The sequence below is a fragment of the Curtobacterium sp. MCBD17_008 genome (genome assembly GCF_003234475.1).
GTDB lineage: Bacteria > Actinomycetota > Actinomycetes > Actinomycetales > Microbacteriaceae > Curtobacterium.
Window position 1 is genome coordinate 23,684 of record NZ_QKTK01000020.1, and the last position, 12,651, is coordinate 36,334.

The 12,651-nt window shown below is 72.8% G+C and carries 12 protein-coding genes; 8 read left to right on the forward strand and 4 right to left on the reverse strand.

The features are described from left to right. The first annotated feature begins 68 nt into the window (after nucleotides 1–68). From hisD to DEI95_RS15070, 7 genes are all read left to right on the forward strand, one after another. Nucleotides 69–1,418 (forward strand): histidinol dehydrogenase, encoded by a 1,350-nt coding sequence (hisD, locus tag DEI95_RS15040; protein WP_111060752.1) that lies wholly within the window; start codon nucleotides 69–71, stop codon nucleotides 1,416–1,418. A gap of 2 nt (nucleotides 1,419–1,420) precedes the next feature. Further along, nucleotides 1,421–2,752, forward strand: a complete 1,332-nt coding sequence (locus DEI95_RS15045; RefSeq protein ID WP_111060753.1) for an ABC transporter substrate-binding protein — start codon at nucleotides 1,421–1,423, stop codon at nucleotides 2,750–2,752. A gap of 1 nt (nucleotide 2,753) precedes the next feature. Further along, complete coding sequence (locus DEI95_RS15050) at nucleotides 2,754–3,692, forward strand: carbohydrate ABC transporter permease (RefSeq protein WP_111060754.1); 939 nt, start codon at nucleotides 2,754–2,756, stop codon at nucleotides 3,690–3,692. Next, complete coding sequence (locus DEI95_RS15055) at nucleotides 3,689–4,489, forward strand: carbohydrate ABC transporter permease (protein WP_110825918.1); 801 nt, start codon at nucleotides 3,689–3,691, stop codon at nucleotides 4,487–4,489. Before DEI95_RS15050 ends, DEI95_RS15055 begins: the two co-directional genes overlap by 4 nt. Beyond that, nucleotides 4,486–5,334: a nitrilase-related carbon-nitrogen hydrolase gene (locus DEI95_RS15060; RefSeq protein WP_220032903.1), complete on the forward strand. Its 849-nt coding sequence runs from the start codon at nucleotides 4,486–4,488 to the stop codon at nucleotides 5,332–5,334. Before DEI95_RS15055 ends, DEI95_RS15060 begins: the two co-directional genes overlap by 4 nt. Further along, a complete protein-coding gene (locus DEI95_RS15065) occupies nucleotides 5,331–7,052 on the forward strand; it encodes an alpha-amylase family glycosyl hydrolase (protein WP_111060755.1) in 1,722 nt (573 codons plus the stop codon). The genes DEI95_RS15060 and DEI95_RS15065 overlap by 4 nt, the downstream gene beginning before the upstream one ends. A gap of 316 nt (nucleotides 7,053–7,368) precedes the next feature. After that, nucleotides 7,369–7,881: a hypothetical protein gene (locus DEI95_RS15070; RefSeq protein WP_111060756.1), complete on the forward strand. Its 513-nt coding sequence runs from the start codon at nucleotides 7,369–7,371 to the stop codon at nucleotides 7,879–7,881. Between the two features lie 27 nt (nucleotides 7,882–7,908). On the opposite strand, the gene DEI95_RS15075 is transcribed toward DEI95_RS15070, so the two are convergent. Further along, entirely contained in the window at nucleotides 7,909–8,916 is a 1,008-nt protein-coding gene (locus tag DEI95_RS15075) for a LysM domain-containing protein (RefSeq protein ID WP_111060757.1), read from the reverse strand. Between the two features lie 208 nt (nucleotides 8,917–9,124). Here DEI95_RS15075 and DEI95_RS15080 point away from each other — a divergent pair, with 208 nt between their 5' ends. Then, on the forward strand, nucleotides 9,125–10,579 hold the full coding sequence (locus DEI95_RS15080; RefSeq protein ID WP_111060758.1) for a sugar porter family MFS transporter: 1,455 nt from the start codon (nucleotides 9,125–9,127) through the stop codon (nucleotides 10,577–10,579). A gap of 65 nt (nucleotides 10,580–10,644) precedes the next feature. On the opposite strand, the gene DEI95_RS15085 is transcribed toward DEI95_RS15080, so the two are convergent. The 3 genes from DEI95_RS15085 to DEI95_RS15095 form a co-directional block, all read right to left on the reverse strand. Next, on the reverse strand, nucleotides 10,645–11,619 hold the full coding sequence (locus DEI95_RS15085) for a zinc-binding dehydrogenase (RefSeq protein ID WP_110891406.1): 975 nt from the start codon (nucleotides 11,617–11,619) through the stop codon (nucleotides 10,645–10,647). An 18-nt stretch (nucleotides 11,620–11,637) separates the two neighbouring features. Further along, nucleotides 11,638–12,060 (reverse strand): organic hydroperoxide resistance protein, encoded by a 423-nt coding sequence (locus DEI95_RS15090; RefSeq protein ID WP_110825923.1) that lies wholly within the window; start codon nucleotides 12,058–12,060, stop codon nucleotides 11,638–11,640. Nucleotides 12,061–12,127: 67 nt separating this feature from the next. Next, nucleotides 12,128–12,580 carry a MarR family winged helix-turn-helix transcriptional regulator gene (locus DEI95_RS15095; protein WP_181419616.1) on the reverse strand — a complete coding sequence of 151 codons (453 nt, stop codon included), beginning with the start codon at nucleotides 12,578–12,580 and terminating at the stop codon, nucleotides 12,128–12,130. Nucleotides 12,581–12,651: the final 71 nt, after the last annotated feature.

The following is a 12,651-nucleotide window of genomic DNA, read 5'->3' on the forward strand; positions in this document are numbered from 1 at the left end:
GAACCCTATGGGAGGTCGTGGATCATCTGGCCTTGTCCTTGCCGATCAGCCCGGGCAGGGTCGTCTCCATGAAGCTCAGCCCTCGTTTCGTGGCGGACAACGCCGACCGGTTCTCGTTCCTCAAGGCCCCGGCCGTGGACGCCCCCGAGGCCCAGCGCGACCCCGCCGTCGCCGAACGGGTCGCCGGGATGCTCGCCGAGATCCAGCGCGACGGGTTCGAGGCCGTCCAGCGGTACGCCCGCGAACTCGACCACGCCGACGTCGTCGAGCTGAGCGCCGAGGAACTCGCCGCGACCGGTGACCGGCTCACCCCGGAACTCCGCGCGGCCATCGAACTCGGTGCTGCGCGCACGCAGCAGTTCGCGCGTCTGCAGCGCGAGCACCTCGCGGACTTCTCCGCAGAACTCGTCCCCGGGCTCACCGTGGGACAGCGCTACGTCCCGGTCGGCAGTGTCGGCGCGTACCTGCCGGCCGGGCGCTTCCCCCTCACGGCGAGCGCGTTCATGAGCGTCGGCGTCGCGAAGGCCGCGGGCGTCCCGACCGTCGTGGCCTGCACCCCGCCGCAGCCGGACGGTGGCGTGAACGCGGCCGTGGCGTACGCGGCGTACGTCTCCGGTGTCGACCGGCTGTTCGTCGTCGGCGGCGTCCAGGCGCTCGCCGCCATGGCGTTCGGTCTGCTCGGCGCGGCACCGGTCGACATGATCGTCGGTGCCGGGAACGCCTTCGTCGCCGAGGCGAAGCGCCAGCTCTTCGGTGCCGTGGCCATCGACCTGCTGGCCGGGCCGTCCGAGGTCGCCGTGATCGCGGACGAGACCGCCGACCCGGAGCTCGTGGCCGCCGACCTGCTCGGCCAGGCGGAGCACGGCCCGAACTCCCCGGCGGCGCTCGTCACCACCTCCCGCACGCTCGGCGAGGCGGTCATCGCGGAGGTCGAGCGGCAGCTGCCGACCCTGTCCACGAACGAGATCTGCGGACCCGCCTGGCGCGACCACGGCTCGGTCGTGCTCGTCGAGGACCGCGAGTCCGCCGCAGCGGTCATGGACGAGTACGCTCCGGAACACCTCGAGGTGCAGACCGCGGACGACGCCTGGTACCACGACCGTCTCACGAACTACGGCTCGCTGTTCATCGGCACGTGGAGCACCGTTGCCTACTCCGACAAGGGCATGGCGGGCACGAACCACACCCTCCCCACCGCGGGCGGCGCGAAGCACAGCGCCGGCCTGTCGGTGAGCCGGTTCCTCAAGCCGCTCACCTACCAGCACATCGCCCGCGAGGCCACCCCCGAGCTGGCCGACGCCGTCGACGTCATCTCGGCGAGCGAGGGCATGTCCGCCCACCGCGCCACCGCCACCCTGCGGACCGAGCGGCTCACACGCTCCACCACCCCCGAACCCGACCACACGACCCGGAAGTGACCATGACCACACCAGCCGCACGCCGTCGAGGTCTCCTCGCCACGGTGCCCGTCATCGGCCTCGTCGTCGCCCTCGCCGGGTGCTCGGCCCCCGGCTCCGGAGGGCCCGTCGGCCAGGTCGACCAGCCCGAGATCACGAAGAAGGTCGCCGCGTCGGACATCGACGGTGACACGACCCTGACGATGTGGGCCGACGTCGCCGAGAAGCCGCTCATGGAGAAGCTCGTCCCGGCCTACGAGAAGGCCTACCCGGACGTCGACGTCCGGATCACGTACAAGAGCTTCGACGACCTCATCGCGACCGTCGTGAACGCCGCCAACTCGGCGAACGCTCCGGACCTCTTCCAGGGCAACATCGGCTACGCGGTCGACGGGGCGCTCGTCAAGGGCGACCTGGTCCGGCCGCTCGACGACGTGGCGGACGTGTACGGGTGGTCGACGGGCACCGGGGCCTCGACGCTCGGGCCCGCACGCTGGAACGACGACGGCACGGCGTTCGGCTCGGGCACGCTCTACGGCATGTCCGTGATCAGCGAGGTGCAGGGCATCTACTACGACGAGCAGAAGCTCGACGAACTCGGGCTCGAACCGCCGACGTCGATCGACGACCTCGAGCAGGACCTCGCGACTGCGAAGGCAGCGGGCGAGCAGCCGATCATGCTCGGCAACTCCGACCAGTACGCCGCCACCCACGTCTTCTCGGACATCGCCGCGACGAAGCAGGACCCGTCGTCGATCGCCGCCTGGATCGGCGGGAAGTCGGGTTCGACCTTCGCGACCAAGGGCAACGAGGAAGCCGCCCAGACCATGCGCGACTGGGCCGAGAAGGGGTACTTCGGGTCCGGTTACGACGGGCTGAGCAACGAGGACGCGATCGCCCGGTTCGCCGACGGCAAGGGCGTGTTCTTCGTCGGCGGCTCGTGGAACGGCGCCTCGCTCGACTCTCACTCCTTCGGGTTCGCTCCGCTGACGTCCGGCGGTGTCGGCGCCACCGCGTCCCCGTGGCACATCAGCACGAAGTCCGAGCACCAGGAGGCGGCCATCGCGTTCCTCGGGATGATGCACAGCCCCGAGGTCGGCCAGTGGATCCTCGACACCGGCCGCCTGCCGGTGGTCACCGACGGCGTCAGCTCGCAGGACCGGCTCCAGGAGCAGACCCTGACCGCGCTGAAGGACACCATCGCCGCGGGCACCCAGGTCGGGTACTACGACTGGAGCACCACGGACATGCTCACCGCGATGGGCGGAGCGCTGCAGGAGGTGATGGCCGGCCGGACGACGCCGTCCGAGTTCACCGACACGGTCCAGCGGACCTGGGCGAAGGCGCACGACTGACATGGCGGCCACGCTCGTCGAGCGCGGGACCGACCGGGCGACGCCACGTCGGCGTCGCCCGGCCGCCACCCGTGTCAGCTGGAGTTCGCTCCTGTACGTCGCCCCGGCCCTGGCGTTCTTCGTCGTGTTCGTCGTGGTGCCGATCGTCCAGTCGGTGCGCATCTCGTTCTACGACTGGGACGGCATCAGCGTCGCCACCCCGGCCGGGTTGTCGAACTACGCGGCGGTCTTCGCGGACGCCGACCTCCGTCAGGCGCTCGGACACTCGGTCGTGCTGCTGTTCTTCTACGCCGCACTGCCCGTCCTGGTCGGGCTGCTGCTCGCGGGCGCGATGTCGCGGATCCGCATCCACGGCCTGACCGTGTTCCGGGCGGTGCTGTTCCTGCCGCAGATCCTGTCGAGCGTCGTCGTCGCCGTCGCCTGGCGCGGGCTGCTCGCCGAGGACGGCCCCGTCAACGGCTTCCTCCGGGCGGTCGGGCTGGGCGGTCTCGCCCGCAGCTGGCTCGGTGACTTCGGCACCGCCCTGCCGTCCATCGGGCTCATCGGGACCTGGGTCGAGTACGGCCTGTGCATGGTGCTCTTCCTGGCCGGCATCGCGACGATCGACCGGTCCCTCTACGAGGCGGCCCGGCTCGACGGCGCCGGGGCGATCCGGGAGTTCACGTCGATCACACTGCCGGCGCTGCGCCCGCAGATCTCCATCGCGCTCATCCTGACCATCACGTTCGCGCTGCGGAACTTCGACCTCATCTGGAACACCACGCGCGGTGGCCCCGGGACGTCGACCACGGTGCCGAGCGTCTTCGTCTACCAGGACGCGTTCCAGGACCGTGCCCTCGGGCAGGCGTCCGCGCTGGCCGTGGTCCTGACGGTGCTCATCCTGGTGGTCGTCGGCATCGTGCAGCTCGCCCTCCGCGAGCGGAAGGGAGCGGCGTCGTGAAGGTCGCACGCAGCGAGACCCTCGTCACCCACGCGGTGCTCGTCGTCGCCGCGCTCGTCGCGGTGTTCCCCCTCGCGTCGGTGATCGTCACCTCGCTGAGCGGGGACGACGGCGGGGTCGGGTTCGACAACTACGTCGACGCCTGGACGCAGGGCGGGTTCGCGTCCGCCCTCGTCTCGAGCGCCGTCGTCGCGATCACGGTCGTCGTCGTGACCGCGACGGTCGCCTGCCTGGCCGGCTACGCCCTCGCACACATGCGGGTGCCCGGGGGCCGGTTGCTCCTCGGCCTCCTGCTCGTCGGGCTCGTCCTGCCGTACGAGGTCACCGTGCTGCCGCTGTACCAGATGCTCGCCGGGTGGGGTCTCGTGGACACGTACTGGGCGCTCATCCTGCCGCAGATCGGTCTGTCGGTGCCGCTCGGGGTGTTCTGGATGCGGTCGTTCTTCGCCTCCGTCCCGGGTGAGCTGCTCGAGGCGGCGCGCATCGACGGCGCCTCCCGCTTCCGGATCCTCCGCAGCGTGCTGACCCCGGTCGCGCTGCCGGCCGTGGCGACGCTCGCGACGATCCTCTTCCTGTTCACGTGGAACGAGTTCCTGCTCGCGCTCGTGCTCGTGCCGCAGAACGAGGCCGTCCAGACGGCGCCGCTGTCGCTGTCGTTCTTCTCCGGCGCGCAGCGTGGCGCCCAGCCCGACGTCACCGCCGCGGCAGCCGTGCTCGTCGCCCTGCCGATCGTCGTCGCCTACGTCCTGCTCCAGCGTCGGCTCATCACCGGGCTGACGGAAGGCGCGGTCAAGTGACGGCCGGCGGGACCGGCGTGGCCCGGGTCCGGTGCGACCAGCTCGCGCCGGTGCTCGGTGACCTCGAGGGCAACGGCAGGAGCGTCCTCGCCGCGGTGGAGCGGGCCGTCGAGGACCGGGTCGACGTCCTCGTCCTGCCGGAGCTCGCCACGACCGGGTACGTCTTCCGGGACGCTGACGAGGCAGCGGCGCTCGCGGTCACGGCGGACGACCCGCTCTTCGCCCGGGTCGCCGGCGCGCTGACGGGGACGGACACCGTCGTCGTGGTGGGCTTCTGCGAGCGGGACGGGCGCGTCCTGCGCAACAGCGTCGCGGTCGTGGACCGGACCGGTGTCCGGACCGTCTACCGGAAGACGCACCTGTGGGACCGCGAGACCCTCGTGTTCACGCCGGGCGACGCCGCGCCTCCCGTCGTCGACACCGCGCACGGCCGCATCGGCGTGCTCGTCTGCTACGACATGGAGTTCCCGGAGATGCCCCGCATGCTCGCGCTCGCGGGCGCGGACCTCATCGCCGTCCCGACGAACTGGCCGGTCGGGGACCACCCGGAGCGCGACCGTGTCGCCGAGGTGATCGCCGCGCAGGCGGCCGCGCGGACCAACGGCGTGTTCATCGCGTGCTGCGACCGCGCGGGCACGGAACGGGGCCAGGACTGGAACGAGGCGAGCGTGATCGTCGACCAGTTCGGCTGGGTCGCCGCCGAGACCGAGCCCGGGGCCGGCGCGACCGCGATCACCGTCGACGTCTTCCCGGCCCTCGCCCGCGACAAGTCCACGAGCCCGCACAACGACTGGATCGGGGACCGCCGCCCCGAGCTCTACGACCGGAAGGTGCCGACCGCATGACCACCCCCGACGTGACCGACGCCGACGTGACCGACGCTGCTGTGACCGACGCCGCGACCGACTGGTGGCGCACCGCCGTCATCTACCAGGTCTACCCGCGGTCCTTCGCCGACCTCGACGGTGACGGGACCGGTGACCTGGCCGGGATCACGGCGCGGCTCGACCACGTCGCGGCGCTCGGTGCCGACGCCGTGTGGCTCTCGCCGTTCTACCCGTCCCCGCAGGCCGACGGTGGCTACGACGTGGCCGACTACCGGGACGTCGACCCGCTGTACGGCACGCTCACCGACGCGGACGCCCTGCTCGCACGGGCGCACGACCTGGGGCTGCGGGTCATCGCCGACCTCGTCCCGAACCACTGCTCGGACCAGCACGTGCTCTTCCGTGCCGCGCTCGCCGCCGCGCCGGGCAGCCCGGAGCGTGGGATGTTCCACTTCCGCGACGGACGCGGCGAACACGGCGACCTGCCGCCGAACGACTGGCAGTCGATGTTCGAGGGCCCGGCCTGGACCCGCGTCACCGAGGCGGACGGCACCCTCGGCCAGTGGTACCTGCACCTCTTCGCGCCCGAGCAGCCGGACTGGAACTGGGACGACCCCCGGGTGCACCGGGAGTTCGAGACGACGCTACGGTTCTGGCTGGACCGCGGGGTGGACGGGTTCCGGGTCGACGTGTGTGACGCGATCGTGAAGGCCCCGGGCCTGCCGGACTGGCCGCACGCGACCCACGGCGTCGTGGAGCCGGTCGACGGCGTGATGCCGCCGATGTGGGACCAGGAGGGCATCCACGCCGTCTTCCGCGAGTGGCGACGGATCCTGGACGAGTACGAGGGCCAGCGCATCCTCTGCGCCGAGGCGTGGCTCCCACCGGAGCGGGCGGCCCGCATCGTCCGGTCCGACGAGATGCACCAGGCGTTCAACTTCGCGTACCTGTCGCTCCCGTGGGACGCGGCGGCGATCCGGGCGAACGTCGACACGAGCATCACCGCGAACGACGCCGTCGGTGCGCCGACCACGTGGGTGCTCTCGAACCACGACGTGATGCGGCACGCGAGCCGCTTCGGCTACGACGGACCGGTCGAGCTCGAGGCCGGTGTGGGCGTGGACGACCCGCAGCCGGATCGTGCCACCGGTCTCCGCCGTGCCCGGGCCGCGACGCTGCTCATGCTCGGCCTGCCGGGCTCCGCCTACCTGTACCAGGGTGAGGAACTCGGCCTGCCCGAGGTCACCACGCTTCCCGACGCGGTCCGCCAGGACCCCGTGTGGGAGCGCTCCGGCCACCGGATCCGCGGCCGCGACGGGTGCCGGGTGCCGATCCCGTGGACCTCCGACGGGCCGTCCTTCGGCTTCTCGTCCGCCGCGGACACATGGCTGCCGCAGCCGGTCGACTTCGGCGCGTACGCCGTCGCCGAGCAGGAGGACGACGAGACCTCCACCCTGGCGATGTACCGCCGGGCGCTCGACGTCCGACGGCGGACGGCCCTCGGCGCCGGGACCCTGCGCTGGCACGAGACCGGCACCGGCAGCGTGCTGGCGTGGTCGAACGGCCGGGTCACCGTCGTCGGCAACCTCGGCTCCGAGCCGGTGCGGCTGCCGGCCGGGGAGGGCGTGTCCGGCGGGGAGGTCCTGGTCGAGTCGGTGCCGGGCGCGCTCGTGGACGGGATCCTCGCTGCCGACGCCGCTGTCTGGTTGACCACGGAGCCCGCCCGCACGACCTGACCCGACGGCGGTGCGCCCCCCCCCCCCGGTGCCCGGACCGCCGCTCGCGGTCACCCGCACCTCGGTCCTCCGGTCCGCACGCCTGCCGCTCCGGTCGTGTGCCCAAGCGTCGGTCCGCCCCGCCCGCCGACGCGGCCGGCTGGTCTGCCTGTCGGCGGGCGCAGCCAGGCGCCGGGCTGCCCGTGCGCCGGTCCGCCCGTGCGCCGGTGCGCCGGGCTGCCCGTGCGCCGGGGCGGCGGGCTGCACGTCCGCCGTTCCGTCGTCCGGACGGCCGGGAGGCCCGACCCACGTCGGTCGTGCACGGTACCGTCGTCGCATGGACCGTTCCGAGATCCTCGCGGCCGCAGCAGCGGCCCACGCCGCCCGCATCGCCGCCGCCGGCGGCGACGACCGCGGTGCCCGCGAGCGCGCCGAAGCGGCGTCGGCGGCCCCGGCACCCGAGCGTCGCCGGTCGGCGGACGCCGAACGGGCGGCGGAGTCGGACCGCGCTGCCGACCGGACCGAGGGCGCGCTGTCCGACTGGCGCCGTATGGGCACCCGCCGCGGCATGACCCCGGACGCCCAGGTCCGGAGCGCCTGGACGGTGACGGGCATCCCCGAGCAGGGGGACGCCCGCGCGTTCGCGAACGTGCTGCTCTCGACCGCCGGGCACGCTGGCCGGGTGGCGGACGCCGCGCGTCGCAACGAACGGCTCGCCGGGGCCGCACGGGCCGCCGCACGACGAACCGTGCGCCGCTACACCGACCACGGGGCGGGGATGTCCGCGCTCGGGGACGTGCTCGACGCCGGACCCGCTCGGGACGACGACGGCGGGGCCGAGCACGCCTGACCCGGACGCGCCCCGCCCGGGCTCGGACTACCGCCGGAACGGGTCGAGGTTCAGCACGGTGTCCTCGTACAGGTACTGCTGGTCGCCGTACACGGTGACGTCCGGGTTCAACCAGACCAGGTCCTTCACCGTGATGCCGAGCCGGGCTGCGACGGCGCCGATGAGGTCCTCCGACGCGATCCGGTAGGCGACGGGTGACCCGTCCGGAGACCCCTCGCTGCTCGTGATCCCGGTGGCGTTCGGGCGTGCCCCACCGTCGACGGGGTGCAGGTTCGTCGTCCGCGCCGGTACCGACCAGTTGACCGGTGTGACCGCGAGCACCTTGTCCGGCCCGAGTTCGACCGGCAGGTCGGGGGCCGCGGACTCGGCCGCCGAGTAGACGACGAGCGTGCCGAGCCACGACGGGTCCACCCGTCCGGGGTCCATGTCGGTCGTGGCCGGGGTCGGGACCGCGGGGGAGCCGCCCCCGAGCACGGTGTCCCCGACGCCGTGCCAGGAGAGGCCGTCGCCGACCGAGGGCGGCGTCTCGAGGAAGGTCGCACCGACGGGGACCGGCAGCGTCGAGGTGAACCCCGACCACTGCACGGTCGGGTAGCCGTTGTCAGCGACGACCACGCGGTAGTGGAACCGCACGCTGCCCTTCGGCGTGACGACGTCCGCCTCGCTGACGACGGTGCCGACCGGGATCGGGGAGACCGTGGGCTCCGGCGCCGCGGCCTCGGTGGGGACGGCGGTCGGGGTCCGTGGTGACGCGGACTCGGCGATGCGGCGGGCCTCGGCGCTGGCGCTCGGGTCGGGGGCCTTGCCCGTGCCGTCGGCGGTGGCGCTGCGGCTCGGCGCCGGCAGCTCGTCCGGCCCGCGGAGGAACGCGCACCCCGCTGCGGTCGTGACGACGACCGTGGCGAGCGCGACCGCTCCGAGCAGTCGGCCGGGCCTGCCTCGGCCGTGCCCCGGTCCGGCGTGCCCCTGTCCGGCGTGCCCCTGTCCGGCGTGCCCCTGTCCTGCGTGTCCCTGTCCTGCGTACCCGCGACGCATGGTCCCCCCGTCCCGTCGTGCCTGGTCCCCTCGCGCTGCGAGCCTACGGCACCACGGTCGGCCCGGCTCCTGCGCGTCGGACCTGCACGTCGGACCTGCGCGGCGGTGGGAAGATCACTGGTGGCCCGCCGGGAGCCGTCCCGGGACGGTGGGCCGCGCCGGTCCCTGCCGGACCCCCGCTCGCGATCACGGACGAAGGACACACCGCATGGTCGACACCCGACCCACAGCACACGAGGCCGGGCTCCCCCCGGTGGGCACCGGACCGCACCGCCGCCGCCTCGGGCTGCTGGCGCTCGTCGCGACCTTCGGCGGTCTGCTCTTCGGGTACGACACCGGGGTGGTGAACGGCGCGCTCCTGCCGATGCGGGAGGAGCTCGGCCTGACGGACGTCACGGTGGGTGTCGTCACGAGTTCGCTGGCCTTCGGCGCGGCAGTCGGCGCGGTGTTCGGGGGACGGGTCGCCGACGCCTGGGGTCGACGGCGGACCATCATCCTCCTGTCGGTGCTGTTCTTCGTCGGGACGCTCGTGTGCGTCGCCGCCCCGTCGTTCGGCGTGATCGTCGTCGGCCGCGTGCTGCTCGGCCTCGCGGTGGGCGGTGCCTCGACGGTCGTGCCGGTGTTCCTCGCCGAGCTCGCTCCGTACGAGATCCGCGGTTCGCTGTCCGGTCGCAACGAGCTCATGATCGTCATCGGGCAGCTCGCCGCGTTCGTCGTGAACGCCGTCATCGCCAGCCTCTGGGGTGAGGGCGACGGGGTCTGGCGGATCATGCTCGCCGTCTGCGCACTCCCCGCCGTCGCCCTGTTCGTCGGGATGCTCCGCGTGCCGGAGTCGCCCCGGTGGCTCGCGACGCACGGCCGTGACGACGCGGCGCTCGCCGTCCTGCGGCAGGTGCGGTCGGCGGACCGTGCCGAGGCCGAGCTCGCGGACATCCGCCGCGCGCACGAGCACGAGGCGCAGGAGCAGCGGGAGAGCGGGTGGACCGTCCTGCTCCGGAACAAGTGGCTCGTCCGGATCGTGCTGGTCGGCGCCGGCCTCGGGGTCGCGCAGCAGCTCACCGGGATCAACTCGATCATGTACTACGGCCAGTCCGTCCTCATCGAGTCCGGGTTCAAGGCATCAGCCGCGCTCATCGCGACCATCGCGCCGGGGGTCATCGCGGTGGTCGGTGGCGTCATCGCGATCGCGAACATGGAGCGGATCGACCGGCGGACGACGCTGCTGCTCGGCTTCTCCCTGACGACGGTGTGCCACTTCCTCATCGGCACCGCCTCGGTCGCCCTGCCGGCGGGCAACCCGGCGCGACCGTGGGTGATCCTGGTCCTCGTCGTCGCGTTCGTCGGCTCGATGCAGACGTTCCTCAACATCGCGGTGTGGGTCGTGCTGTCGGAGGTGTTCCCGACGCAGATCCGGGCGCTCGGCATGGGCATCGCGGTGTTCTGCCTCTGGATCGCGACCGCGCTCGTCGGGCTGTGGTTCCCGTCCGTCGTCGCGGCGACGGGCATCACCGGCACGTTCTTCGGCTTCGGCGTCGTCGGGGTCCTCGCGCTGCTGTTCATCTGGCGGTTCGTGCCCGAGACGCGCGGCCGCACCCTCGAGCAGGTCGAGGAGGGCGTCGCCTCGGGCAGCCTCTTCACCGTCGACGCGGCGGGTCGCCGCTGACCACGAGGACACACGGGAGGCCCGTCACCAGCTGGTGACGGGCCTCCCGTGTGTCTCAGGTCGGGCTACGGGCGCAGGAGCACCTTGCCGACGCGGCCGGCGGTGTCGCTCGCACGGGCGGCGTCGCGGGCGTCCTCGAACGCGAAGGTCTCGGACACGGGGAGCGTCAGCGACCCGTCGAGCACGCGGCTGATGAGCTCGCCGAACAGCTCCTGCTTCGTCTCCGCGGGCATGGTCCGGCTGACCACACTGCCCCAGAAGCCCTTCACGGTGAGCTGGCCGAAGATGACCTTGCCGGACGGGATCTCGAGCGTGGGGGAGGCCATCGCGCCGAAGACGACGAGGGTCGCCTCGTCACCGAGCACGGACGCGATGTCGCCCGCGGCCTTCCCGCCGACCGACTCGACGCCGGCGCGGATCGGGGCGCCGCCGGTGATGGCCGAGACCTGGTCCTGCCAGTCCTCGGTGTCGGTCGCGACGATCCGCTCGATGCCCTGGGCGCGCATCTCCTCGACGCCCTCGGCACGGCGGACGAGGCCGATGACGTTGATGCCGCGGGCGGCACCGAGCTGGGCGACCATGCGGCCGACCGCGCCGTTCGCGGCGTTCTGGATGAGCCAGTCGCCCTCGTGCAGGTCGAGCGAGTGCAGCAGGCTGATCGCGCTGAACGGCATCGACACGAGCTGGGCGGCCGACTCGTCGGGCATCGCGTCCGGCACGGGGATCAGCCCGGCGGCGTCGGCGACGTAGTACTCCGCCCAGACGCCGAAGGTGCCACCGGCCACGCGCTGGCCGACGGACAGGTGCGTGACGCCCTCGCCGAGGGCCTCGACGACGCCGAGCGCCTCGGTGCCGGACGGCGCGGGCAGCTCCGGCTTGAAGCCGTACGTGCCGCGGATCGTCCACAGGTCGTGGTTGTGGATCGGGGAGAGCACGGTCCGGACGAGCACCTGGCCGGCGCCCGGGGTGGGGACGGGGCGCTGCTCGACGGTCAGGACGTCGGCGGGCTCGCCGAACTCCGGGTGGACGACGGCGCGCATGGTCTGGTCTGCCACGGGTCAGTCCTCCGAGACCGTGATCGTGACGTCGATGTTGCCGCGCGTCGCGTTCGAGTACGGGCACACCTGGTGGGCGGCGTCAGCGAGGGCCTGGGCCTGGTCGTGCTCCATGTCCGGGATGACGACCTCGAGCACGACGGCGAGCTGGTATCCGCCCTGGCCGTTCGGGCCGATCTGGACGCGGCCGCCGACGGACGAGTCGGTGACCTTGACCTTCTGCGCGCGGGCGACGCCCTGCAGTGCGGAGTGGAAGCACGCGGCGTAGCCGGCGGCGAAGAGCTGCTCGGGGTTCGTGCCGGCGCCGGAGCCGCCCATCTCCTTCGGGATCGCCATGTCCAGCTCGAACGAGCCGTCGCTGGTCTGGACCTTGCCGTTGCGGCCTTCGCCGGTGGACAGGGCTTCTGCGGTGTAGAGGACGTCCATGTGGTGTCCTTCCTTCCTTCGTGGGGTCTGTCTGGTCAGTGGGGACCGAGGTCAGTGGGGACCGAGGTCAGCGGGTCAGCGGGGCCGCGGTGGCCGCCGCGCGGTGCATCGTCTCGGTGAGGCGCTGCAGCGTCGCGATGAGGTCGGCGGCGGACTGCTCGTCGGGCAGCCCGGTGCCGGCGGCGACGCGGGCGGGGACGTGCGCGAGTTCGGCGCGGAGGGACCGGCCGCGCTCGCCGGTCGTCACGGTGACCACGCGCTCGTCGTCACTGCGGCGTTCGCGACGGACGAGGTCGCCCTGCTCCATGCGCTTGAGGAGCGGCGAGAGGGTCCCGGAGTCGAGCTGCAGGTGGTCGCCGAGGCTCGACACGGTCTGGTCGCCCTCGACCCACAGCGTCACGAGCACGAGGTACTGCGGGTAGGTCAGGCCCCACGGCTCGAGCAGCGCGCGGTACGCCTGGGTCGTCGCCCGGGTCGCTGCGTAGAGGGAGAAGCACACCATCTCGTCGGTCACCGGCATGACGTCACTGTTGCACGCGACCGGGTTGTGCACAACCTGGTCGGGACGACGTCCAGCCGACACACGGCATC